26 protein-coding genes and 1 tRNA gene are annotated in these 22,169 nt (G+C 69.3%); 16 read left to right on the top strand and 11 right to left on the bottom strand.

The features are described 5' to 3' along the window. Positions 1-43: 43 nt before the first annotated feature. Positions 44-1,432, top strand: coding sequence for an NCS2 family permease (locus IEX91_RS07190; RefSeq protein WP_188878024.1), 1,389 nt, complete (start codon positions 44-46; stop codon positions 1,430-1,432). Positions 1,433-1,436: 4 nt separating this feature from the next. On the opposite strand, the gene IEX91_RS07195 is transcribed toward IEX91_RS07190, so the two are convergent. The 6 genes from IEX91_RS07195 to IEX91_RS07220 form a co-directional block, all read right to left on the bottom strand. Then, a complete protein-coding gene (locus IEX91_RS07195) occupies positions 1,437-1,709 on the bottom strand; it encodes an acc operon protein (RefSeq protein WP_188878025.1) in 273 nt (90 codons plus the stop codon). Next, entirely contained in the window at positions 1,706-3,250 is a 1,545-nt protein-coding gene (locus IEX91_RS07200) for an acyl-CoA carboxylase subunit beta (protein ID WP_188878435.1), read from the bottom strand. Before IEX91_RS07200 ends, IEX91_RS07195 begins: the two co-directional genes overlap by 4 nt. Before the next feature lie 63 nt (positions 3,251-3,313). Further along, on the bottom strand, positions 3,314-4,753 hold the full coding sequence (locus IEX91_RS07205) for a sodium-dependent transporter (RefSeq protein WP_188878026.1): 1,440 nt from the start codon (positions 4,751-4,753) through the stop codon (positions 3,314-3,316). Between the two features lie 106 nt (positions 4,754-4,859). Continuing rightward, positions 4,860-6,188 carry a sodium-dependent transporter gene (locus IEX91_RS07210; RefSeq protein ID WP_188878027.1) on the bottom strand — a complete coding sequence of 443 codons (1,329 nt, stop codon included), beginning with the start codon at positions 6,186-6,188 and terminating at the stop codon, positions 4,860-4,862. Between the two features lie 64 nt (positions 6,189-6,252). Beyond that, positions 6,253-7,212 (bottom strand): NADPH:quinone reductase, encoded by a 960-nt coding sequence (locus tag IEX91_RS07215; RefSeq protein WP_188878028.1) that lies wholly within the window; start codon positions 7,210-7,212, stop codon positions 6,253-6,255. An 81-nt stretch (positions 7,213-7,293) separates the two neighbouring features. Then, positions 7,294-7,686 (bottom strand): hypothetical protein, encoded by a 393-nt coding sequence (locus tag IEX91_RS07220; protein WP_188878029.1) that lies wholly within the window; start codon positions 7,684-7,686, stop codon positions 7,294-7,296. A 131-nt stretch (positions 7,687-7,817) separates the two neighbouring features. Here IEX91_RS07220 and sucC point away from each other — a divergent pair, with 131 nt between their 5' ends. From sucC to IEX91_RS07240, 4 genes are all read left to right on the top strand, one after another. Next, a complete protein-coding gene (gene sucC, locus IEX91_RS07225; RefSeq protein ID WP_188878030.1) occupies positions 7,818-8,960 on the top strand; it encodes an ADP-forming succinate--CoA ligase subunit beta in 1,143 nt (380 codons plus the stop codon). Further along, positions 8,957-9,826 (top strand): succinate--CoA ligase subunit alpha, encoded by an 870-nt coding sequence (sucD, locus tag IEX91_RS07230; RefSeq protein WP_188878031.1) that lies wholly within the window; start codon positions 8,957-8,959, stop codon positions 9,824-9,826. The genes sucC and sucD overlap by 4 nt, the downstream gene beginning before the upstream one ends. A gap of 170 nt (positions 9,827-9,996) precedes the next feature. Continuing rightward, complete coding sequence (locus IEX91_RS07235) at positions 9,997-10,308, top strand: hypothetical protein (RefSeq protein WP_188878033.1); 312 nt, start codon at positions 9,997-9,999, stop codon at positions 10,306-10,308. A 44-nt stretch (positions 10,309-10,352) separates the two neighbouring features. After that, the gene (locus tag IEX91_RS07240) at positions 10,353-11,387 is read left to right on the top strand and encodes a DNA-methyltransferase (protein ID WP_188878035.1); all 1,035 of its coding nucleotides are present in this window, start codon (positions 10,353-10,355) and stop codon (positions 11,385-11,387) included. 41 nt (positions 11,388-11,428) lie between these two features. Here IEX91_RS07240 and IEX91_RS07245 read toward each other — a convergent pair. The 3 genes from IEX91_RS07245 to IEX91_RS07255 all read right to left on the bottom strand — a co-directional run bounded on the left by IEX91_RS07245 (position 11,429) and on the right by IEX91_RS07255 (position 12,365). Beyond that, positions 11,429-11,503: transfer RNA gene (locus IEX91_RS07245), tRNA-Val, on the bottom strand. A 77-nt stretch (positions 11,504-11,580) separates the two neighbouring features. Further along, entirely contained in the window at positions 11,581-12,111 is a 531-nt protein-coding gene (locus tag IEX91_RS07250; protein WP_188878036.1) for a cob(I)yrinic acid a,c-diamide adenosyltransferase, read from the bottom strand. Beyond that, positions 12,108-12,365, bottom strand: coding sequence for a glutaredoxin family protein (locus IEX91_RS07255; RefSeq protein WP_188878037.1), 258 nt, complete (start codon positions 12,363-12,365; stop codon positions 12,108-12,110). The genes IEX91_RS07250 and IEX91_RS07255 overlap by 4 nt, the downstream gene beginning before the upstream one ends. A gap of 122 nt (positions 12,366-12,487) precedes the next feature. Here IEX91_RS07255 and IEX91_RS07260 point away from each other — a divergent pair, with 122 nt between their 5' ends. Together IEX91_RS07260 and IEX91_RS07265 are read left to right on the top strand one after the other, a co-directional pair. Further along, complete coding sequence (locus IEX91_RS07260; protein WP_229772821.1) at positions 12,488-12,910, top strand: methylated-DNA--[protein]-cysteine S-methyltransferase; 423 nt, start codon at positions 12,488-12,490, stop codon at positions 12,908-12,910. Positions 12,911-12,959: 49 nt separating this feature from the next. Continuing rightward, positions 12,960-13,127 (top strand): DUF7838 family putative zinc beta-ribbon protein, encoded by a 168-nt coding sequence (locus IEX91_RS07265; RefSeq protein WP_188878039.1) that lies wholly within the window; start codon positions 12,960-12,962, stop codon positions 13,125-13,127. Between the two features lie 26 nt (positions 13,128-13,153). On the opposite strand, the gene IEX91_RS07270 is transcribed toward IEX91_RS07265, so the two are convergent. Both IEX91_RS07270 and IEX91_RS07275 read right to left on the bottom strand, forming a co-directional pair. Next, positions 13,154-13,543 carry a DoxX family protein gene (locus tag IEX91_RS07270; RefSeq protein ID WP_188878040.1) on the bottom strand — a complete coding sequence of 130 codons (390 nt, stop codon included), beginning with the start codon at positions 13,541-13,543 and terminating at the stop codon, positions 13,154-13,156. 103 nt (positions 13,544-13,646) lie between these two features. Continuing rightward, positions 13,647-15,320: a hypothetical protein gene (locus IEX91_RS07275; RefSeq protein ID WP_188878041.1), complete on the bottom strand. Its 1,674-nt coding sequence runs from the start codon at positions 15,318-15,320 to the stop codon at positions 13,647-13,649. A gap of 120 nt (positions 15,321-15,440) precedes the next feature. Between IEX91_RS07275 and IEX91_RS07280 the strand changes: the two genes are divergently transcribed. From IEX91_RS07280 to hmgB, 9 genes are all read left to right on the top strand, one after another. Next, positions 15,441-16,181, top strand: coding sequence for an SDR family oxidoreductase (locus IEX91_RS07280; protein WP_188878042.1), 741 nt, complete (start codon positions 15,441-15,443; stop codon positions 16,179-16,181). 101 nt (positions 16,182-16,282) lie between these two features. Next, on the top strand, positions 16,283-16,741 hold the full coding sequence (locus tag IEX91_RS07285; protein WP_188878043.1) for an NYN domain-containing protein: 459 nt from the start codon (positions 16,283-16,285) through the stop codon (positions 16,739-16,741). Between the two features lie 69 nt (positions 16,742-16,810). Then, entirely contained in the window at positions 16,811-17,656 is an 846-nt protein-coding gene (locus IEX91_RS07290) for a TatD family hydrolase (protein WP_188878044.1), read from the top strand. Positions 17,657-17,738: 82 nt separating this feature from the next. Further along, complete coding sequence (locus IEX91_RS07295) at positions 17,739-18,326, top strand: DUF2150 family protein (RefSeq protein WP_188878045.1); 588 nt, start codon at positions 17,739-17,741, stop codon at positions 18,324-18,326. Between the two features lie 39 nt (positions 18,327-18,365). Next, positions 18,366-20,018 carry an Ig-like domain-containing protein gene (locus IEX91_RS07300; protein WP_188878046.1) on the top strand — a complete coding sequence of 551 codons (1,653 nt, stop codon included), beginning with the start codon at positions 18,366-18,368 and terminating at the stop codon, positions 20,016-20,018. Positions 20,019-20,221: 203 nt separating this feature from the next. Next, a complete protein-coding gene (locus tag IEX91_RS07305) occupies positions 20,222-20,383 on the top strand; it encodes a hypothetical protein (RefSeq protein WP_188878047.1) in 162 nt (53 codons plus the stop codon). Beyond that, entirely contained in the window at positions 20,380-20,547 is a 168-nt protein-coding gene (locus IEX91_RS07310; protein ID WP_188878048.1) for a hypothetical protein, read from the top strand. Before IEX91_RS07305 ends, IEX91_RS07310 begins: the two co-directional genes overlap by 4 nt. Further along, a complete protein-coding gene (locus tag IEX91_RS07315; RefSeq protein ID WP_188878049.1) occupies positions 20,544-20,711 on the top strand; it encodes a hypothetical protein in 168 nt (55 codons plus the stop codon). The genes IEX91_RS07310 and IEX91_RS07315 overlap by 4 nt, the downstream gene beginning before the upstream one ends. Before the next feature lie 72 nt (positions 20,712-20,783). Then, positions 20,784-22,121, top strand: a complete 1,338-nt coding sequence (gene hmgB / locus IEX91_RS07320; RefSeq protein ID WP_188878050.1) for a hydroxymethylglutaryl-CoA synthase — start codon at positions 20,784-20,786, stop codon at positions 22,119-22,121. The last annotated feature ends 48 nt before the right edge of the window (positions 22,122-22,169 follow it).

Genomic DNA, 22,169 nt, shown 5'->3' on the forward strand with positions numbered 1-22,169 from the left:
GGCGACACCCCTATGTCCCCGAGGGCGCTCCCGGCGGAGGGACATGGCTCTCAGCGACCGACTCGCCGACGCCTTCGACCTGGACGCGCACGACACCGACCTCCGCACCGAGGTCCTCGCCGGACTCACGACGTTCCTCACGATGTCCTACATCGTCGTCGTCAACCCGGCGATCCTCGTCGCCGCCATCGACACGGGCGCGGGAGAAGCCGCGACGATGCAGATGCTCGCCGTCGTCACCGCCCTCTCCGCCGGCGTCGCCACGCTCGTGATGGCGCTCTACGCGAACCGGCCGTTCGGGCTCGCGCCCGGGATGGGTCTCAACGCCTTCTTCGCGTTCACCGTCGTCGGCGCGATGGGTATCCCCTGGGAGACGGCGCTCGCCGCCATCGTCGTCGAGGGCGTGTTGTTCGTCCTCCTCACGCTCGTCGGCGCGCGCGAGTACGTCATCCGGCTCTTCCCCGAGCCCGTGAAGTTCGCCGTCGGCGCGGCGCTCGGGCTCTTCCTCGCCATCATCGGCCTCGAAAAGACCTTCATCGTCGTCGCTGACCCCTCCACGCTCCTCACGCTCGGACGCATCGCCGCCGATCCCGTGGCGCTCATCAGCGTCCTCGGGCTCTTTCTCACCTTCGGCCTCTACGTTCGCGGCGTCACGGGCAGCATCGTCGTCGGCGTCGCCGTGACGAGCCTCCTCGGGTGGGGCGCGGCCGCCCTCGGCGTCGTCAGCCCGCACGAGTCGGTCCCGCTCGCGCCGAGCCTCCCCGCGCCCACGTGGGACGTCTCGCCGCTCGTCGGCGCGTTCCTCCGCGGCCTCGCGGACGTCGACGCCCTCGCGTTCACGCTCGTCGTCCTCACCTTCTTCTTCGTCGACTTCCTCGAAACCGCGGGGACGCTCGTCGGCGTCGGACAGGCCGGCGGCTTCCTCGACGAGGACGGCGACCTCCCCGAGATGGAAAAGCCCCTGATGGCGGACGCGATCGGCACGACGGTCGGCGGGATGCTCGGTACCTCGACCGTCACGACGTACGTCGAGTCTGCGACCGGCATCGAGGAGGGCGGCCGGACGGGGCTGACCGCGCTCGTCGTCGCGCTCTGCTTCTTCGCCGCCGTCGCGTTCGTTCCGTTCGCCGCCGCGATCCCGCAGTACGCGAGCCACATCGCCCTCGTCGTCGTCGCCGTCCTCATGCTCGGCAACGTCGCCGAGGTCGACTGGCACGACCCGACGCACGCCGTCCCGGCCGGACTGACGGTCATCGTCATGCCCTTCACCTACTCCATCGCGTACGGAATCGCCGCCGGCGTCATCGCCTACCCCGTGATGAAGGCGTTCGCGGGCGAGCGCGGCGACGTCCACCGCGGTCAGTGGGCACTCGCCGTCCTCTTCGCCGGCTACTTCGCCCTCCGGACGGGCGGCGTGCTCGGAAGCGTGTGACCCCTCAGAAGCGGTCCGCGCGCCCCGCCGCGCTCCACGCGTCCGTGGGCGCGCCGTCCGGCACCCGCCCGCCGCGGCCGTCCGCGCCCGTCGCCGCCAACCGCCCGGCGAAGCGCCACTTCGCGCCGTCCCACGTTTCGTTCTCCCCGTCGTCGCTCGCCGCCGCGGCGGCCGCGAGCGCCGCGCGTTCCCCGTCGAGATACGCGCTCACGGCCGCGATCGCCGCGGCCGCCTCCGCGTCGCTCGCCGCCGGCGGTGCCTCGACGGTCGCGTTCATAGCGGGATGTTGCCGTGTTTCTTGTCCGGGCCGTCCTCGCGCTTCGTCGCGAGCATTTCGAGGTCGCTGATGAGGCGCACGCGGGTCTCCGCGGGCTCGATGACGTCGTCGAGGAACCCCCGGTCGGCGGCCGTGTAGGGGTTGGCGAACTCCTCTCTGTACTCCTCGACGAGCGCGTCGCGGAGCTCGTCCGGGTCGTCGGCTTCCGCGAGCTCCGAGCGATAGAGGACGTTGACGGCGCCTCGCGGGCCCATCACGGCGATTTCGGCCGTGGGCCACGCGTAGTTGACGTCCGCGCCGAGGTGCTTCGACGCCATCACGTCGTACGCGCCGCCGTAGGCCTTGCGCGTGATGACGGTCAGCAGGGGCACCGAGGCCTCGCTGTACGCGTAGAGGAGCTTCGCGCCGTGGCGGATGATCCCTTCGTGCTCCTGATCGGTCCCGGGCAGGAACCCCGGGACGTCCACGAACGAGACGACGGGGACGTTGAAGGAGTCGCAAAAGCGCACGAACCGACTCGCCTTCTCGGAGGCGTCGATGTCGAGCGTCCCCGCGTTCACGCGCGGTTGGTTCGCCACGATCCCCACGGAGCGCCCGTCGAGGCGCGCGAATCCCACGACGAGGTTCTTCGCGTAGTCGGGTTGGACCTCGAAGAACGACCCCTCGTCCATCACCTCGTCGACGACGTCCGTCGCGTCGTACGGCTTGCGCGGTTCGTCCGGAACGATGTCTTCGAGGGCCTCGGGGCGCCGCTCCGGGTCGTCCCACGGATCCACCCGTGGCGGGTCCTCGACGTTGTTCTGCGGGAGGTAGGAGAGCAGTCGCTTGATGTTATCGAGGGCGGACTCCTCCGTCTCCTCGGCGAAGTGCGCGACGCCGGACGTCGCGGTGTGGGTCGTCGCGCCGCCGAGCTCGTCGAAACCGACCTCCTCGCCCGTGACGGTCTCGATGACGTCCGGGCCGGTGATGAACATGTGACTCGTCTCCTTCACCATGAAGACGAAGTCCGTGAGCGCCGGCGAGTAGACCGCGCCGCCCGCACAGGGTCCCATGATCGCCGAGATCTGGGGGACGACGCCGCTCGCCTCCTGGTTCTTGCGGAAGATCTCCCCCACGCCGCCGAGGGACTCGACGCCCTCCTGGATGCGCGCGCCGGCGGAGTCGTTGAGGCCGACGACGGGCGCGCCGACCTCCATCGCTTTATCCATGACCTTACAGACCTTCTCGCAGAACACCTCGCCGAGCGACCCGCCGTAGGCCGTGAAGTCGTGGGCGAAGACGAACGTCTTCCGCCCGTTCACCTCGCCGTAGCCGGTGACGACGCCGTCTCCGGGGAGTTTGTTCTCCTCCATCCCGAAGTTGTGCGAGCGGTGCGTCCGCAGCGCGTCGAACTCCCGGAAGGTCCCGTCGTCGAGGAAGTAGTCGATGCGTTCGCGCGCCGTCATCTTGCCCTTCTCGTGTTGGGACTCGATGCGGGATTCGCCGCCGCCCTTCTCGGCGCGGCGTTTGCGCTCGCGCAACTCCTCGATGCGCTCGTCCATCGTCATCTGTTGAATCCCGTTTCACCGGTCGTCGTCAAAAGGTCACCGACACCGACCGCCGGGTCAGAAGACGGAGTCGGGGCGTCGGAGACCGAGGACGGCGATCACCGTCAGGACGACCGCGGCGGCGAGCACGGCCGTCGAGGACGCGACGGTGACGCCGAGCACGGAGAGGGGGGCCGCGGAGACGCCGAGCGTGCTGAGCAGCCGGCTGATGACGGTGAACAGCAGGAAGATCGGGATCGGGACGCCGACGAAGAGGAGCCACGGCGACCCGAGGGCGCGCCCGAGGGGGCCCGCGCCGGCTTCGTACTCCGACAGCGCGTTCTTCCCGAGCACCCACCCGACGAAGAGGAGGAAGCCCGCGAGGCCCGTGGGCATTAGGAGGTTCACGAGCGTGTCCGCGAAGAGGCTGAAGACGCTCGCGTCGAGCGCGCAGACCGCGGCGCCGACGGCGACGACGCCGGCCATGACGCCGGTCGCCCGCCCGCGCGAGAAGTCGCGTTCGTCGACGAGGTAGGCGACGGGGATCTCGAGCATGCTGATCGAGGAGGAGAGCGCCGCGAGGAGGACGACCGCGAAGAAGACGACGCCGAGGACGCGCCCGAAGAGGCCGAGCGTCGAGAACGCGCTCGCCACCGAGACGAAGATCGCGCCGGGACCGCCGCTCCCGACATCGAGCCCGAAGCTGAACAGCAGCGGGAAGACGAGCAGGCCTGCGAGGACGCCGACCGCCGTGTTGAGGACGGCGATGGTCGTGGCGTCGAAGGGGAGCGAGCGCTCCTCGCCGAGGTAGGAGGCGTACGTGATCATCGTCCCCGTCCCGACGGAGAGCGTGAACATCGCCTGTCCGACGGCCGCGGGGAGGATGTCGAGGAAGTGCGTTCGGAGGTACGCGAGGTCGGGCGAGAGGAAGAACGTCAGCCCGTCCATCGAGCCGGGGCGCGTGAACGTCCACGCGATGAGCGCGATGAGGAAGACGACGATGGCGGGCATCATCAGCTTCGTCGCGCGCTCGATGCCGCGCTCGACGCCGCCGTAGACGATGACCGCCGTCGCGGCGAGGAAGAGCAGCGCGAAGCCGAAGGCCGGCAGCCCGTAGTTCACGGAGCCGAAGTAGGCGCCGGGGTCGGCGAAGTAGCCGCCCGTGATCGAGGCGGCGGTGTAGCGGACGAACCAGCCGCCCACGACGGTGTAAAACGAGACCAAGAGAACGGTCGTACAGACCGCGAGCAATCCGAACGCCCCCCAGAGGCGCGAGCCACCGGAGAGCGAGCGGAGCGCGCCGACCGGGTTGCGTTTCGATCGGCGCCCGATGACGAATGCCCCGAGGAGTCCGGGGACGCCGACCAGCACGATGATACAGAGATAGAGGAGGAGGAACGCGCTACCGCCGTTGTTCGCGGTCATCCACGGGAATCGCCAGACGTTCCCGAGGCCGACCGCCGAACCGACCGCGGCGAGGATGAACCCCACCTGTGTCTTCCACGTCTCTCGTGTCATGGGACGCCGTAGCGTGCAGGTGCTCAAGAGGGTTTCGTATAGCTACGCGCCCGGCGGCTCGACGAAAACGGACGAACACCGGCGCTCGGTGCGCCGCGGTGTCCCCTCAGAAGTACGCGCCGGTCACGATACCGCTGTAGAAGTTCGTCACGCCGAGGTAGAGCGTGTAGGCGACGACGATGGGGATGACGACGCGCACCCACCAGAGCCAGAGCGTCGTCGCGCCCTCCCCGAGCGTGGTGCCGCGTCCGAGCTCGTCGACGGACTCGCGGTTGGCGACCCACCCGGCGAAGAGCGCGATGAACAGCACCGCGACCGGGAGGAGGATGTTGAATACGAAGTCGTTGAACAGCCCGACGTAGCCGTAGGCGGGCGCGATGCCGATGACGAAGCTGACGACGCCGACGCCGACGGCGACCTTCGGGCGGTCGACCCCGTAGCGATCGACGACGTACGACGACGGCGCTTCGAGCAGGCTGATCGAGGAGGAGAGCGCCGCGAACAGCAGGACGATGAAGAAGACGAGACCGATGATCTGGCCGGCGGGGAGCTGGCCGAACGCGCCGGCGAGGGCGACGAAGGCGGTGCCGGCACCGCCGGAGGCGCCGCCGACGCCGCTCGTCGCGGCGAGGATCGGGAAGACGGCGAAGCCGGCGAGCAGCGCGACGACCGTGTTGAGCACGACGATGATCGCGCTGTCGGCGGGGAGACTGTCGTCACGGCCGAGGTAGGAGGCGTACGCGATCATCACGCCGAACCCGAGCGAGAGGGTGAAGAACGCCTGTCCCATCGCGGAGGGAACGATCGAGGTGAAGTTGTTGGCGATGACGCCGAAGTCCGGCGAGAGGTAGTACGCGTACCCGGCGGCGGAGCCGGAGAGCGTCGACGCCCACGCGGCGAGGCCGACGAGCAGGACGAGGATCGCGGGGATCATGAACTTGGTCGCCCGCTCGATCCCGTCCGCGACGCCGCCCGCGACGATGGCGATCGTGATCGCCATGAAGACGGCGTGTGCGCCGATAGCCACCGTTCCCGAGGAGACGGAGCCGAAGAAGGTGCCGGCCTGTCCGAGGTAGCCGCCGGTGACGCTCCCGACGATGTAGCTGATCACCCAGCCGCCGACGACGCTGTAGAACGAGAGCGTAATGAACGACGCGACGACGCCGATCGCGCCGGCGAACGTCCAGTTACCGTACCCCAACTCCGAGAAGGCCGAGACCGCGTTCTGTTTCGAGCGACGCCCGATGACGAACTCGATGAGCATCGTCGGGAAGCCGATGAGGAAGACCGCGAGCAGGTAGACGACGAGGAACGCCGCCCCGCCGTTCGATGCGGTCTGGAACGGGAACGACCAGATGTTGCCCAGCCCGACCGCGCTACCCACCGCGGCGAAGATGAACCCGACGCGTGACGTCCACGTCTCTCGTTGTGCCATGTCTACTCACGTGATGATGCGGGGGACTTATTAAGGGTACGCTTCCGCGGACCTTAGCGCCGGCTCAGGGCTCCACGACGAGCTTGCCGAAGAAGGAGTCCTCGACGACGGCGCGGTGCGCGTCGGCGGCCTCGTCGAGACCGTAGGTGCGCTCGATCTCGGGCGCGAGGCGACCGTCCGCGAGCAGTCCGGCGAGCCGGTCGAGCACGGCGCCGATGTCGGGCGTGTTGTACATGCTCATCAGCGAGACGGTGAGCTCCTTCGCGCGTGCGCTCGGAACGTCGGGGATCGTCGCCGCGGGTTCGGTGTCGCCGAGCCCGACGACGCGTGCGCCGTGGGCCGCGACGTCCGCGTCGAGGCCGACGTAGTCGTTCAGCCGGTGGTCGACGATCACGTCGGGCGCGCCCGCCTCGGTGACGGCCGCGGCGAGGTCGTCGCGGCCGTAGTCGAGGACGGCGTCCGCGCCCAGCGTCCGTAGGCGGTCGTGGTACGCGTCGCTCGCGGTCGTCGTGACCGTCGCGCCCGCCGCGTCCGCGATCTGGACGGCCGCGTGGCCGACGCCGCCCGACCCGCCGTGGATCAGGCATGTCTCCGCGGGCTCGACGTCGGCGTGATCGACGAGCGCGCGCCACGCGGTGACGCCGACGACGGCGATCGCCGCGCCCTCCGCGAACGAGACGCCGTCGGGCAGCGCGGCGAGGTCCCCCGCGGGAACCGTGGCGTACTCGGCGTACGACCCGCGGCCGCTCGCGCCGATCCCCGTCCCGAAGACGCGATCGCCCGCCCGCCACGCGCCGACGCCCGGACCGACGGCGTCGACGACGCCCGCGACGTCGTCGCCCGGGATCGCGGGCAGACCGGGGAGCTCGTAGTCGCCCGCCCGATAGTAGGTGTCGACGGGGTTGACGGCCGCGGCCGCGACGTCGATCCGGACCTCGCCGTGGCCGGGTTCGGGCGTCGGGACGTCCTCGTCGACCTGCAGTACCTCCGGGCCGCCGGTCTCGTGGTAGCGGACAGCGCGCATACGGCCCCTATCGGCGGGGCGGCGAATAAGTGTGATCGATGGCGCGGCGGTCGGGAACCGATCCCTCGCGGTCGCTCGGCCTCACACGGGGGCGCCGCCCGGCGCCCCGTCCCACGCTTCGAGCGCCATCGCGGCCATGGCGGCGGTGAGCAGGACCCCCCAGACGAACGCGAGCATGCCGAGTCGCGGGAGGCCGAGCGCCGCCTGCACGACGAGCGTCGCGGGAAGGAGCCACTGGCCGATGACGAACCACCAGACGGCGACGCTCCGGCGCGTCCCGCTTGTGCCGTAGTGATCGACCGCGAGACCCGTGACGACGGCGAGGATTCCGAGGACGCCGAAGTGGGCGTGCGCGCCGACCAGTTGTCCCCAGTACGGCGGCACGCCGACGACGTGTCCCGCGACGTTTCCGATCCCCCAGAGCATCTGTACGGTCAGCCCCACGAATCCGGACGCCATGAGAACTCTCGGCATCGCGCGACAGTAGACGGATCGTATCATGTATCTTTTGTGCCGGGTGCGTCGCTCGACGGGCGGTGTGTGGCGCTCAGTCACGTTCCGATACTACTAACTCACCATCTCGGGAACCTACGGACGAGTTACACATGAGGCTGCACGAGTACCAGGCGAAGGACGTCTTCGCCGACGCGGGTGTCCCGACGCCCCCGTCCGCGCTCGCGACGACGGTCGACGAGGCCGTCGAGCACGCGGAGGAGATCGGGTATCCGGTGGCGGTGAAGGCACAGGTCCACGTCGGCGGACGTGGGAAGGCCGGCGGCATCAAGCTCGTCGAGAACGCCGAGGAGGCCCGCGAGGCCGCCGACGCGATCCTTGGCATGGACCTCAAGGGCTACCACGTCGACAAGGTCCTCGTTGAGGGGGCGGTCGACTTCAAGAACGAGCTCTACGTCGGGATCACGATGGATCGCGGCGAGGGCAAGCCCGTCGCCATGGTATCCACGCAGGGCGGCGTGAACATCGAGGAGGTGGCCGCGGAGAACCCCGAGGCCATCGCCCGCGAGCACATCGACCCCGCGTTCGGGATGCACCCCTATCAGGCCCGGAAGGCCGTCTACGACGCGGGCGTCCCGAAGGCGGTCGCACGCGACGTCGCGAGCGTCCTCACGACGCTCTACGACCTCTGGGAGAACAACGACGCGAGCGACGCCGAGATCAACCCCCTGATGATCACGGAGGACGACGAGGTCATCGCGGCCGACGCCGTCCTCAACGTCGACGACGACGCGCTCTTCCGTCACCCCGACCTCGCCGAGATGGAGGACGAGGCCGCGGAGGACGCCCTCGAAGCCAAGGCCAACGAGTACGGCTTCGACTACGTCCGCTTGGACGGGAACGTCGGCATCATCGGCAACGGCGCCGGCCTCGTCATGACGACGCTCGACCTCGTCGACTACTACGGCGGGAAGCCCGCGAACTTCCTCGACATCGGCGGCGGCGCGAAGGCCGAGCGCGTCGTGAACGCCCTCGACATGGTGTTCAGCGACGACAACGTCGACGCGGTCGTCTTCAACATCTTTGGCGGCATCACGCGTGGCGACGAGGTCGCCAAGGGCATCAACGAGGCCCTCGGCCAGTTCGACGAGATCCCGAAACCGGTCGTCGTCCGACTCGCCGGAACGAACGCCGAAGAGGGCCGTGAGATCCTCAACGACGAGCTCGTCACGGTCGAAGAGACGCTCGAAGGGGCGGTCCAGCGGACCGTCGAATACGCGGAGGACGAACAATGAGCATTCTAGTCGACGAAGACACCCGCGTCGTCGTGCAGGGTATCACGGGCGGCGAGGGTAAGTTCCACACCGAACAGATGATCGAGTACGGGACGAACGTCGTCGCCGGCACGTCGCCCGGCAAAGGCGGTCAGGAGGTCGCCGGCGTCCCGGTCTATGACACCGTGGAGGAAGCCGTCGAAGCGGAGGACGCCGACGCCTCGGTCGTCTTCGTCCCGCCCGCGTTCGCCGCGGACGCCATCTTCGAGGCCCTCGACACGGACCTCGACCTCGTCGTCGCCATCACGGAGGGCATCCCGACACAGGACATGGCGAAGGTCAACAAGCGCCTCGATGAGGTCGACACGCGCCTACAGGGCCCGAACTGCCCCGGCATCATCACGCCCGGCGAGTCGAAACTCGGCATCCTCCCGGGGAACATCTTCTCCGAGGGGAACGTCGGTCTCGTCTCGCGCTCCGGCACCCTCACCTACCAGGTCGTCGACTCGCTCACCCAGCGCGGCATCGGGCAGACGACCGCCATCGGAATCGGCGGCGACCCCATCATCGGCACGTCGTTCATCGACGCGCTCGAACTCTTCGAGAACGACCCCGACACCGACGCCGTGGTCATGTGCGGCGAAATCGGCGGCGAGGACGAGGAGGAGGCCGCCGCGTACATCGCCGAGCACATGGACACGCCCGTCGCGGGCTTCATCGCCGGCCGCACCGCGCCCCCGGGCAAGCGCATGGGGCACGCCGGCGCCATCGTCTCCGGCTCCGGGACGGGAACCGCCGCGTCCAAGATCGACGCGCTCAACGACGCCGGCGTTCCCGTGGGTGACACCCCCGAGGAAGTCGCCGACGACGTCGAAGATCTGCTGTAAGCGACGCGGCGCACCCGCCGGCCGTTCTCCGTTTTCGCGTTCGGCTTCTCCGCTCTGCCGGCCGGTCGCTCCCCTCGCATCGGGCGTTTCGTCTCGACCGACCGGGGACGACACGCCTCGGGCCGCACCGACCCGGGAAGTTAAAGGTGCCCCCGTCCCCACGCTCGCTCATGCCGGCCGACACCACTGCGGGGCGTCTCCCCGGATTCTTCTACCGATTCGCTCACCCGGCGCTCGCCGTCGTCAGCACCGTCGGGAGCCTCTTCTGGCTCGTCGGCTTCGCCCTCGCCGGCGCCGGCGTCGCGCTCCGCGCGAGCGATCCCGCGACCGCGTACCCCCTGTTTTTCTACGGGTCGATCGCCAGCCTCGTCGGCATCGCCGCCATCGGCGCCGTCGTCGGCTATCTCGTCGTCCTCTGGCTCCTCCGTGACGTCCTCGGCGTGCTCGACCGGGAGAAACCCGAACCGGGCGCGCGCCGCTAGCGACGCATCAGAACCGTTAATCCATCGAGGTGATACGCTCTCGCATGGAGACTACCCATCGCGTCGTCGCGGCCGACGCGCGGGACCTCGGCGCCCTCGACGACGACAGCGTCGATCTCGTCGTCACCTCCCCGCCCTACCCGATGGTCGAGATGTGGGACGACCTCTTCTGCGATCTCGATCCCGCCGTCGGCGACGCGCTCGACGCCGGCGACGGTCAGCGCGCCTACGACGCGATGCACCGGATTCTCGACGACGTCTGGGACGAGATCGCGCGCGTCCTCGCCCCCGGCGGGCTCGCGTGCCTCGACGTCGGCGACGCGACTCGAACCGTCGAGAACTACCGGGTCTACCGCAACCACGCTCGCGTCGCCGACGCGTTCGCCGAGCGCGGCTTCCATCCCCTCCCGGGGGTCCTCTGGCGCAAACCCACCAACACCGCCGCGAAGTTCATGGGGAGCGGGACCCTCCCACCCAACGCCTACGTCACCCTCGAGCACGAACACGTGCTCGTCCTCCGCAACGGCCCCGAACCCCGGGATTTCCCGCCCCACGACCCCGACCGCTACGCCGCCGCGTACTTCTGGGAGGAACGCAATCGTTGGTTCAGCGACGTCTGGACCGACGTCCGGGGCCGCCGACAGTCGCTTCCCGCCGCACGCGGCGAGCGCGAGCGCTCCGCCGCCTACCCCTTCGAGATCCCGTATCGGCTCATCAATATGTTCAGCGTCCGGGGCGACACCGTCCTCGATCCCTTCTGGGGGACCGGCACGACGACGCTCGCCGCGATGGCCGCCGCGCGCCACTCCGTCGGCTACGAACTCGACGACGGCCTCGTCGAGGGGTTCGCGAAGCGCGCCGCCGACGTCGAAACGTTCAGCGCTGACGTCGCCCGCGACCGACTGGAGCGCCACCGCGAGTTCGTCCGCGAGAGCGACGCCGCCTTCGACTACGACGCCACCCACTACGACGTCCCCGTGAAGACCAAACGCGAACGCGACATCCGCCTCTACCGCGTCAGTGACGTCGAACGCGAAGCGTGGGGCTACCGAACGAAACACGATCCGATCAGAGGGTGAGTCGGAACCGCGACCCCCTTCACGAGCGGCAAGGAACCGAGTGGGTCGGGGCGGATTCGAACCGCCGGCCTGCTCCGTGTGAAGGAGCCGTCATAACCGGACTAGACCACCGACCCGCACGACGTGGTAGCGGCAGGGCGGACTTAAGGCTGCTTATTCGACCCCGATCGCCGACGCGGTCCCACACACCGTGTCAGTACGTGGGTTCGTCTTCGGGGACGCCGTTGCGGGCGTTGAGGAGTCTGGCGAGCGTGAACAGCGCGTCCGAGAGGCGGTTGAGGTAGACGACGACGGTCTCGTTGATCGCCTCGTCCTCGGCGAGCGCGACGGCGCGGCGTTCGGCGCGCCGGGCGACCGAGCGAGCGTGATGAAGGGACGCGCCGGACTCGCTCCCTCCGGGGAGGACGAAGTTGGTGAGCGGCTCGAGTTCGTCGTCGGCGTCGTCGATCCAGCCCTCGACGGTCTCGACGTGTGCGTCGGTGATTCGAGGGTCCTCGTCGGGGTCGGGATTGGCGAGGTCGGCCTGCGCGACGTGGAGGTGATGCTGTGCGTCGTGGAGGGCGCGATCGACGTCGTCGTAGCCCGTCGGGAGCGCGACGCCGAGGAGGCTGTTCACCTCGTCGACGGTGCCGTAGGCCTCGATCCGGGGGTTCGTCTTGGAGACGCGTTCCGCTCCGCGGAGGTCGGTGCGGCCTTCGTCGCCGCGGCCGGTGTAGATGGTCACGTCCCCGCCTCGGCGTCCGCGAGCGTTCGTTCGACGTAGGTACAGATGTTCTCGGATTCGGGCATCGTGACGCCGCGTTCGTCGTCGACGAGGACGGGGACGGCCCGCTGGCCGCTGATTCGCTTGACCGCGTCGCGCTCGGAGTGCAGGGCCGCCGTCCACACCGTCTCGTAGTCGATGTCGTTCGCGTCGAGGGCGTCGTGCACCCGCTCGCAGTAGGGACACCCCTCCAGCGCGTAGAGCGTGATACTCACGCCGACGTGTGCGTGTCGCGGGGCAAAGAAGGTCCCGCCTGTGCGTCGTCCGCGGCGTCGCACGCCCGCGCCCGCTCGGTGCGGCGAGTGCCTTTATGCGTCCGTCTCTCCTCGATAGAGGCGTGCGATACAGCGCGTTCGGGGCGACGTTCGACATCGACACGAGCCCGCTGGACGTCGCGGAGTCGTCGCTCCGCGCACAGCTCGCGTCGTACGAACGCGGGGGGCGAACGGCGTTCGACGTCGGCGTGACTTACGCCGAGGGGTTCACGGGCGAGGTGATGGCCGCGATGGCGGCGATCCCGTACGGGGAGACACGGACGTACGGCGACCTCGCGGCGACGCTCGATAGCGCGGCGGTCGCGGTCGGGCAGGCCTGCGGGCGCAACGCCGTCCCGATCGTCGTCCCGTGCCATCGCGTCGTCGCGGCGGACGGTCTCGGGGGGTTCTCGATCGACCACCCGGACGCGCTCGGGGTGAAGCGGCGCCTGCTCGAACACGAGGGCGCACTCGACGGCTCGCGGCAGGCGACGCTACCGGTGTAGCGCGCTCGGTCCCGATACGTTAAACACCCTCGCGCGTCGACCCGGAGGCATGGCCACGGAGCTCGATCACGACTGTCCGGAGTGCGAGGAGGAGCAGACGTTCTACCGCGCGGCGGCGACCAACCTCCACCTCGGGCTGAAGACGAAGTGGTACTGCCCGGAGTGCGACTACGGGTTCGTCCGCGTGAACGGCGACATCGACTCGTCGACGGCGTAAGAAGGACCGTTTTTCGCGCTCGCGCGTCAGTCCCGCGTGGCGTGCTCGTAGAACGCGATGGCCGCGCCGAGCAGCGTGAGGTTCTGCAGGAACGACGTGAGCTCCTCGCCGCGCGACTCCTCATCGACGTTCCAGAAGTCGTGCATGACCGGCGTGACGCCGAGGAAGAACCCGGCGATGCTGGCGGCGGCGAGCCGGGGGAGCTTCCAGAAGCCGATGCTCGCGCTCCCGCCGAGGAGGAGCGCGCTCGCCGCGGGGACGAGCTTGTCGGGGGCCGGGACGCCCTTCGCGTCCGCGTAGGCGATGCGACCGTCGAGGTTGGTGAGGTTCCGGATGGCGAGGATCGCGAGACCGCTCGCAAAGAGGAGGCGACTCAATCGTGACGGGACAGTGCCCGTGTCGTCAGCGTCCGTCATCGGCGTAACCGGAGGGTATCGATCGGTATAGTCGTCTCCCTCTCCGAGAGTACCGCCGGTATCGGTCGCCGTGTCGCGGGCCGCGCGCCGCGTGACGGAGAGCCTAGTACTCGGGATCCCGCGGTCCGCGCTCGACGACGCCGGGGTCCGCGCTCCCGACGGCGTTCGGGTCGCTCGCCGTGAGGGAGTCGTGGAGGTCCGGGATGTCGGCGAGCGACGGGCCGGTGTCGTCGCTCGGGGGACGCGGTGCCGGACCGGCGCCGCCCGCCGAACGCGCCGCCCGTCGCGCGCGGTCGGTCGCGTCCTCGTTCGCGGCGTCGTCGCGCTTCGCGGCGACGCGGTCGCGCGAGCGATCGAGATCCGCGGCCTCGTAGTGTTCGACGGCGGCGTCGAGGTGCGTCTCCACCGCCCCGTCGTCCTCGCGGCGGGCGAGGAGCGCGAGGCGCTCGTGACGCTGACCGCGGAGGTGATGTCGGATCTCGTCGGCGCGCGTCTCCGGGATGTCGTACGCCGCGAGCGCGTCGAGACCGTCCTCCAACACCCCGACGGCCCCGGCGTGGTCGCCCGCGGCCGAACGCGCGTTCGACGCCACGACCGTCCGACTGTAGAGCGGGTCCCAGGGCGCCACGTCGTCGTCCGGGCAGGACGCGGCGACGTCGCGGGCGCGCTCGAAGGCCGCGATGGCGAGCGCGTGGTTCGTCGCGCTCCGGTGGCGGTGGCCGACGGCGCGCGCTCGCTCGTAGCGCGCGCGGACGCGGATCCAGTCGAGGTCGGCGGGGACGGCGGCGAGCGCACCCTCGTAGCAGAGCTCGTCCGCGCGGGCGTCCGTTCTGCCGGTCTCGCCCGTCCAGTAACAGGCGTTGGCGAGCACGTATCGGAAGGTCTCCCGCGAGCGGCGGCTCGCGGGGCCGCAGAGCGCGCGCCACGCCGCGCCGCGTTCGCGGTACTCGGCGGTGACCGCTCGGTCCTTCAGCCGAGCGTAGTCGTTGCCGTCGCCGCTCTCGTGCGCCCCCGCGACGTCGCGGGCCGCGTCGATCCCGCGGTCGCGGGCGAGCGCGGCGAGCCAGTACGCTCGGAAGCGGCCGTCGCCGCGGTGCGCGAGTCGGACGAGGTCGTAGCCGAGGGCCCGGACGGTGTCGAGGCCGTGGACCGCGACCAGATCACCGAGGGCGTCGAGCGCGTCCACCTCGCCGATCTCGGCCGCCGAATCGAGGCCGTCGACGAGCGCCTCGAAGGCTTCGGGACCGGTGACCGCGAGGCCGTTGGTACCGCGCGCGGCGGCGCGACAGAGCGCGTATCGGCGGGCGTGAAGTTCATCGGAGGCCGTCCCGCTCGCGTCGGCGAGCGCGTCGACGAGCGCGACGATCCCCTCGGTGTCGAGGGCGTGCGCGCAGGCGTGGACGGCGGCGACGGCGGTTCCACGGGCCGCGACGAGCGAGCGCGCGGCGTCACCGTCGCCGCGGAGGGCGTCGGTCAGGGTGGCGCCGAGCGTCGGGCCGAGGAGGGGGATCGCGCTCCGGCCGTCCTCGGCGGTCAGTCGGAGGCGGACGACGCCCGCGCCGTCGGGCACGACGACGATGAGGCGATCGTCGCCGTCCCCGTCCTCGCGCGTCATGCGCACGCGCTCGTCGGGCGTCGACGCCGTGACGTCGCTGGGTAGTCGGCAGTCGTAGCGCCGGCGCGCGTCGTCGCCGCTCTCGTGCGCCCCGGCGACGCGTGAAACCGTGGCGTCGCGGCCGTCGGCGAGCGTGTGCGTCCAGCGGAAGCGTTGCGCCATTCGTCTCCCCGAACGGGCTCGTCGGGTTTCACCCCCTCGGATCGCGCCCGACCCCCGGTGGCCGCGGCGCGACGTGCCGATTCCCCGGAGCACAATGGGGACGGGGCGCATAGATGAGGTATGATCGAAGACGACAGCGTCGCGCTCGTCACGGGTGCATCGTCGGGGATCGGTGCGGAGACCGCCGTCCAGCTCGCCGAGGCCGGCGCGGACGTCGCGCTCGCCGCGCGCCGCGAGGGGCGCCTTCGAGAGGTCGCGGACCGCGTCGAGGCGACGGGCAGCGAGGCGCTCGTCGTCCCCGCGGACGTCAGCGAGCGCGACGAGGTCGTTCGCATGGTCGCCGACACCGTCGACGAACTCGGCGGGCTCGACGTCCTCGTGAACAACGCGGGCGTGATGCTCCTCGAAGCCGTCGCGGACGCCGACCCGTCGAACTGGCGGACGATGATCGAGGTGAACCTCATCGGGCTGATGAACGCCACGAAGGAGGCGCTCCCGCACCTCCGCGAGGGCGGCCACGTGATCAACGTCTCGTCGGTCGCGGGCCGCGTCGCGGGCGAGACGTCGAGTGGATACAGCGCCACGAAGTTCGGCGTCAACGCCTTCACCGAGGGGCTCCGCCAGGAGGAGGCCGACAACGGCCTGCGGACGACGCTGATCGAACCCGGATTCGTCGAGACCGAGCTCGCCGATCACATCCCCGACGAGGACATCCAGGACCACACCGAGGAGATGCTCGCGGAGATGGACGTCCTCCAGCCCGCGGACATCGCGCGCGCCATCGTCTACGCGACCGATCAGCCCGAACACGTGAGCGTCAACGAGCTCATGGTGCGTCCGACCGGCCAGGGACAGCCGTAACGCTACGGCGCGTCCGTCTCTCGGACGGTACGGGACGAGCGCCGTCGTGCTCGGAGCGGGCTTTCGCCACCGCTTTACTCGCGGGCCGCCCAGTGAGCGGTATGGAACGGCTCCGTGACGCCCTGACGGGCGGCGAGGCGGGCGTCGCGCTCTTCGTCGACGGCCCGAACGTCCTGCGCGACGAGTTCGACGTCGACTTGGACGACGTACTGCACGCGGCCCGCGAGGAGGGACGGCTCGTCGTCTCGCGGCTCTACCTCGACGAACACGCGACGCCCGGCCTCATCCAGGCGGGCGAGGCGCGCGGCTACGACGTCCGCGTCACGAGCGGTGACGTGGACGTGAAACTCGCCGTCGACGCGACCGAACTCGTCCTGAGCGAGCACGTCGACCTGCTCGCCATCGCCTCGCGCGACACCGACTTCAAGCCCGTCCTGGAGAAGGCCGGGGAGAACGGCGTCGGGACGCTCGCCATCGCGCCGGGCGAACACGGCCGCTCGGACGCCCTGCGAAACGCCGCGGACGACGCGCTCGTCCTCGAAGAACCGGGCGGGGAGTAGGTCCGACGCCCCGCACGGCGACGCGGCCGAACGGGCCGGGTTTTTCGTCGTGGAACCCCGACCCCCGGTATGCGCGACCTAGGGACTCCCGTCCTCGACGACCATCTGCATCTCGACCGCGACGGCGCGCGCGGCATCGACGCCGTCCGGGAGTTCGCACGAGCGGGCGGCACGCACCTGCTCGTCGTGAACAAGCCCTCGTGGCACCTCGGCGTCGAGGCGGACGTCGGCGCGGACTTCCGGCCGGTCTTCGAGGAAACCCTCGGGATCGTCGCGGACGCCACCGCGGAACTCCGCGGGCGGGCGTGGCCCGTCCTCGGGGTGCATCCCGGACTGCTCTCGCGGCTCGTCGACGAGCGCGGCTTCGCGCCCGACGAGGCCGCCGAACTGCTGTGCGCGGGCCTCGACGTCGCCGCGGAGTACGCCGCCGACGGCGAGGCGGTCGCGCTGAAGTCCGGGCGCCCGCACTACGAGGTGAGCGACGAGGTGTGGGACGCCTCGAACCGCGTGCTGCGCCACGCCCTCGACTGCGCGGCGGAGACGGGCGTCGCCCTCCAGTTGCACACCGAGGCCACGGAGGATCTGACGGACGTCGCGGCGTGGGCGGAGGCGGCCGGCGTGCCGCCGGAACGCGTCGTGAAACACTACGCGAGCGGGACGCTCGCGGGCGTGACGAAGAGCGTGATGTGCGAGAAGGAGTACCTGAACGAGGCGGTCGCGTCGGACGAGCCGTTCTTGATGGAGACGGACTACGTGGACGACGCCGACCGGCCGGGCGCGGTGATGGGGCCGAAGACGGTGCCCCGGCGGGTAGCGTGGCTCCAGGAGCGCGGCGACGATGCGGCGGTGCGCCGGGCGCACGTCGAGACGCCCGACGCGGTTTACGGCATCGACACCACCGCGACGCTCGACTGACGGCGCGAGGCGGGCGTGCGAGCGCGTGACGCGCCGTCGCGCATAGGAAAGGCATTTGTCCCGCGCTCCGGACGTATGGGGTATGAGCGACACCGAGGAGGAGTTCTACTCCGCCGAACGCTGGCAAAACTGGCTCGATCGACTCCGCGACGAGGACCTCGATCCCGAGGACGAGGACTCCGCGCGCCTGCTCTACAACCTCCAAGACGACGTCGCCATCGCCGTGGCGAAGATCGTCTCCGCCCACCAGGACGACGAGATCACGCAGGACGAGGCGGTCGCGGAACTCGAATCCATCCGCGAGGTCGTCCTCGCCGAACCCGAGTTCGACGACGAGGACAAGCGGATGCTCGTCGAGGGCGTCCAGACGAGCCTCGTCGCCGTCTTCTACTCTGCGGACGTCTACGTCTCCAACGGCGCCGCGGAGGACGCCAGCGTCCAGGAGTACGTCGAGGCGGCCGCGGCCGCCGAGCAGGACGAGGAGTTCGATCGCGCACTCGATCTCGTTGCGGGCGCGGGGTCGCGCCTCTTCGAGGGCGACGAGATCGACCTCTCCATCACGGAGGAACTGGAGTACGGCCCGCTGACGGACTGGCTGAGCGGACTCGACAGCCTCCAGAGCGCCCTCGCCGACCCGGAGGTCATCGAGGACGACGAGGAGTCGGCGTAACCGCCGGGTTTACGACTACGCCGGCCGAAAGCCGTGCCAATGAGCGATCGGAGGGCCGTCGCCGGACTCATCGGCGCGGTGTTACTGTTCGGCATCCTCGTCATCTCCCTCTCCCTCTATCAGGCCCAGGTCGTTCCAAGCGAGAACCAACGCGCGGAGTTCGAACACAGCCAGCAGGTCCAAAACCAACTGGAGGACGTCCGAAACGCGATCCTCCGAACGGCGTGGTCGGGGAACAGCCAGCCGACCTCGGTGACGCTCGGTACACGCTACCCCAGCCGGACCGTCGCGGTCAATCCGCCGCCCGCGACGGGCCAATTAGCGACGGCGGAGTTGGGGAACGTCACGGTCACGAACGTTCGCGCGGCGAGCGGGCCGGAGGGGTTACAAGCGTACTTGCAGAGTAAGGGCCACACTCTCACCTACCCGACGAGCGCGCTCGTCTACACGCCGGACTACAACGAGTACCGGAACGCGCCGACGACCGTCTACGAGAACACCCTCCTCTACAACACCTTCACGAGCGGCGGCGATCCGCGCTCCCTCCCGCTCACGAACGACTCGCTCGTCTCGGCGTCGGGCGATCGCGTCTCGCTCGTCGTCCTCCAGGGCGACTACGGCGAGACCGGGATCGGAAGCGCGACGGTCGATCCCGAGTCGGTGAGCAGGCCGAGCGGCGGCACCTACGTGAACGGCTCGTTGAACGTCTCGCTCCCGACGCGCTACCCGGTGAGCGGGACGGGTACGACGTGGAGCGACCTGCTCCCGCGGAGCGAACTTGGAGGTGACGGCCGTGTGAACGTCTCGGCGACGAACGCGACCCTCCGAATCGGGGCCGTGAGTGTGGGGGGTGAAGCGACGAGCGAGCCGGCGTACGTCACACGGGAATCGGCGCAAGCGTTGCGGGTGTCCAGTGGTGAGACCATCAGCCTCAGTGTACAGGCGCACGACCAGTACCTCAATCCTTACGCGGGAATGATAATAAACGCGAGTACAGATGGCGGAGAGATCCAAGATACGAGCCAGATTACAAACAGGAACGGAAAAGCGAGATTCGACTACACGGCTCCGGAAACGAGCGGTACGTACAGTGTGAACGTCTCGTTCGGGCCGAACGGGACCGACGGCCCACGAGTGCAGCGGACGAACTTCACGGTGACCGTTCCCAGCAGTACGAGTGATGACGAAAATAACGATCCCAACGATAGAGAGACGTTAATTTACAACGGCGACGCCGGGCCGTACAACGGAGGAAGTACGATTCAATTTACGATGACTGCGTCTGAAGCCGCCACAATCACGAAGATCAGCGTTTCCCTCCCGTCGAGCGATGCGACTCGGCTTCAGGATCAGAGTAGTGGGCAGCCGGAAATACACATCGGAGATGGCTACTACGACGCCAACGACGATAACACAGCGAACAACGACCTCACCTACTATCCTCTCGGCGAAACCGTCTCGCTGACGAGCGATGCAACGATCGAGGCGAGCGAAGAAACCGTCGTACGTCTACAACGGTTCCAGAAGCCAAGTGGTACCGGACAAGGAAACGGCTGGCCCCCTTGGGGTAATCCCGGACAAGGTAACGACAGGGTCGAACCGGTTGACGTGCAGAACGAGCCTGTCCGAATCACGTTCACGTTCTCCGACGGATCGACGCAAACGCTCTCGTTCCAGAACGGTGCATATTGAGGGTCTCTCACCTCCGAATCAGGTGTGAATAACCCGATTCTATCGGCATCATTGAGCCCAGGAATCACTAATCACTTGGCCTCCGACCAGACGGTCCTTCGTATTCACCGTACCCTTTAGGCTCTCTGCCGACTAACGCGACGGCATGAGCGACGAGCGCACGGTCGCCGGGTTGATCGGCGATACTGTTGTTCGGGATGCTCGTGATCGCGCTGTCGCTCTATCAGGCGCAGGTCGTGCCGGCGTCGAACGCGCGGGCGGCGTTCCGGCACAGCCAGACCGTCCAGAATCAGCTCGTCGAGGTGCGAAACGCGATCCTGCGGACGTCGTGGTCGGGCGACGCCCGGCCCGGCCCGTCCCGGTGACGCTCGGGACGCGCTATCCCGGTCAGACGAACGGGCGGAACCCGCCGCCGGCGACCGGACGGTTGGCGACGGAGAACTTCTCGGGGCGCTCGGAGATCGTCGTCCTACGCGGCGACTACGCGGAGAAGGCGTCGGGAGCGTCGCGCTCGATCCCGCGCCGGTGAGCACGCCGCAGGGCGGACTGATCGCGCGGGGGCCCGTGCGCGTCTCCGTTCCGACCGCGTTCCCGGTGGCCGCGGGGACGAGCGCGACGGCGTCGTGGCAGCGGCTGCTCTGCGGCGACGGCGTGACCGTGTCCCCGTCACGAAGCGACGTCTACGCGTCGTAGCGTCCGCGGCGTTCGTCACCCGTCGAAGCACCTATCGACAGACACATACGCCAGTTTCGTGAATGACAGCCCATGACAGCCGTCGGCATCGACGCGGTCGAGGTCTGGACCGGTAAGTTGTCGCTCGACCTCGCCGAGACGTTCGCCCCGGAGCAGGGCGACGATCCGGCGAAGTACACGAAGGGATTGGGGCTCCGCGAGAGTTCGTTCCCCGACGCCCACGAGGACATCGTGACGATGGGCGCGAACGCCGCGTACCGACTGATGGAACGTAAGGGACTCGCTCCCGACGACGTCGGCCGGATCGACGTCGCCACCGAGTCCGCGTTCGACAACTCGAAGCCCGTCTCCACCTACATCGCGGGCTGCCTCGAACAGGTGTACGAGGGCGACTTCCACCACGCGAACAAGGGCGAGCGGAAGTTCGCCTGCATCGCGGGCACCCAGAGTCTGGACGACGCGTGCAACTGGATCCGCGCGGGGCGACACCGGGGGCGGGGCGCGCTCGTGATCGCGAGCGACACCGCCCTCTACGAGCGCGGCGACGCGGGCGAGGCGACGCAGGGTGCGGGTGCGGTGGCGATGTGGGTCACCGAGGACCCCTCGCTCGTCGCGCTCTCCGTCGAACAGGGGTACGGGTCGGCCGACGAGACGGACTTCCTGAAGCCCAATCAGCAGTTCCCGAGCGTCGACGGGAAGCGCTCGATCAAGGTCTATCTCGCGCGGATGCGCGAGGCGCTGGAGGACTTCGAGAGCGTCGCGGGCCGCGTCGAGCCCGACGACTACGCGTACGCGCCGTTCCACACGCCGTATCCGGGGATGGTACGCAAGGCCGCGCTCTTGGCGTACCGACACACGATCCGCGGGACGGACGTCGAGGACGCCCTCGCCGCGGACATCGGTCGCCAGCCGCGCCGCGAGGCGTTCGACGACGAGGGCGCGTTCGAGGACGCCGTCAGCGACTACACGGACGCGCTGAAAGAGCGTCCGGAGTACCGCGAGTGGTACGACGCGCGCATCCAGCCGACGCTGGCGCTCAGCGAGCGCGTCGGCAACTGGTACACGGGGTCGGTCCACCTCGCACGCCTCTCGGCGCTCCGCCACGCCGCGCAGAGCGGGCGCGACCTCGCGGACGAGGAACTGCTCGTCGCCTCCTACGGGTCGGGCGCGCAGGCGGAGGTGCACGCCGAGACGGTCCGCGAGGGGTGGCGCGAGGAGATCGACGCGCTCTCGATCTTCGATCGCCTCGGGGCTCGGTACGACCTCACGTTCTCGGAGTACGAGCGGGTCCACGACCGTCACAACCACGCGAAGCAGTCCGAGATGGCGGCGTTCACCACCCCCGAGGACGAGTTCGTCTTCGACGGCTGGGGGCCGATGAACGAGCGGACGTACCGATACGTGGACTGACGCGGTTGACGCGATCGCGTGGGCTGACGAGACCGCGTGAGAACGAGC

It is taken from the genome of Halarchaeum nitratireducens, assembly GCF_014647155.1.
Classification (GTDB): Archaea; Halobacteriota; Halobacteria; order Halobacteriales; family Halobacteriaceae; genus Halarchaeum; species Halarchaeum nitratireducens.

Bases quoted from the DNA above. Each gene is read 5' to 3' on its own strand.
- IEX91_RS07190 (WP_188878024.1), top strand. From the start codon at position 44: ATGGCTCTCAGCGACCGACTCGCCGACGCCTTCGACCTGGACGCGCAC.
- IEX91_RS07195 (WP_188878025.1), bottom strand. From the start codon at position 1,709: ATGAACGCGACCGTCGAGGCACCGCCGGCGGCGAGCGACGCGGAGGCG.
- IEX91_RS07200 (WP_188878435.1), bottom strand. From the start codon at position 3,250: ATGGACGAGCGCATCGAGGAGTTGCGCGAGCGCAAACGCCGCGCCGAG.
- IEX91_RS07205 (WP_188878026.1), bottom strand. From the start codon at position 4,753: ATGACACGAGAGACGTGGAAGACACAGGTGGGGTTCATCCTCGCCGCG.
- IEX91_RS07210 (WP_188878027.1), bottom strand. From the start codon at position 6,188: ATGGCACAACGAGAGACGTGGACGTCACGCGTCGGGTTCATCTTCGCC.
- IEX91_RS07215 (WP_188878028.1), bottom strand. From the start codon at position 7,212: ATGCGCGCTGTCCGCTACCACGAGACCGGCGGCCCGGAGGTACTGCAG.
- IEX91_RS07220 (WP_188878029.1), bottom strand. From the start codon at position 7,686: ATGCCGAGAGTTCTCATGGCGTCCGGATTCGTGGGGCTGACCGTACAG.
- sucC (WP_188878030.1), top strand. From the start codon at position 7,818: ATGAGGCTGCACGAGTACCAGGCGAAGGACGTCTTCGCCGACGCGGGT.
- sucD (WP_188878031.1), top strand. From the start codon at position 8,957: ATGAGCATTCTAGTCGACGAAGACACCCGCGTCGTCGTGCAGGGTATC.
- IEX91_RS07235 (WP_188878033.1), top strand. From the start codon at position 9,997: ATGCCGGCCGACACCACTGCGGGGCGTCTCCCCGGATTCTTCTACCGA.
- IEX91_RS07240 (WP_188878035.1), top strand. From the start codon at position 10,353: ATGGAGACTACCCATCGCGTCGTCGCGGCCGACGCGCGGGACCTCGGC.
- IEX91_RS07265 (WP_188878039.1), top strand. From the start codon at position 12,960: ATGGCCACGGAGCTCGATCACGACTGTCCGGAGTGCGAGGAGGAGCAG.
- IEX91_RS07270 (WP_188878040.1), bottom strand. From the start codon at position 13,543: ATGACGGACGCTGACGACACGGGCACTGTCCCGTCACGATTGAGTCGC.
- IEX91_RS07275 (WP_188878041.1), bottom strand. From the start codon at position 15,320: ATGGCGCAACGCTTCCGCTGGACGCACACGCTCGCCGACGGCCGCGAC.
- IEX91_RS07280 (WP_188878042.1), top strand. From the start codon at position 15,441: ATGATCGAAGACGACAGCGTCGCGCTCGTCACGGGTGCATCGTCGGGG.
- IEX91_RS07285 (WP_188878043.1), top strand. From the start codon at position 16,283: ATGGAACGGCTCCGTGACGCCCTGACGGGCGGCGAGGCGGGCGTCGCG.
- IEX91_RS07290 (WP_188878044.1), top strand. From the start codon at position 16,811: ATGCGCGACCTAGGGACTCCCGTCCTCGACGACCATCTGCATCTCGAC.
- IEX91_RS07295 (WP_188878045.1), top strand. From the start codon at position 17,739: ATGAGCGACACCGAGGAGGAGTTCTACTCCGCCGAACGCTGGCAAAAC.
- IEX91_RS07300 (WP_188878046.1), top strand. From the start codon at position 18,366: ATGAGCGATCGGAGGGCCGTCGCCGGACTCATCGGCGCGGTGTTACTG.
- hmgB (WP_188878050.1), top strand. From the start codon at position 20,784: ATGACAGCCGTCGGCATCGACGCGGTCGAGGTCTGGACCGGTAAGTTG.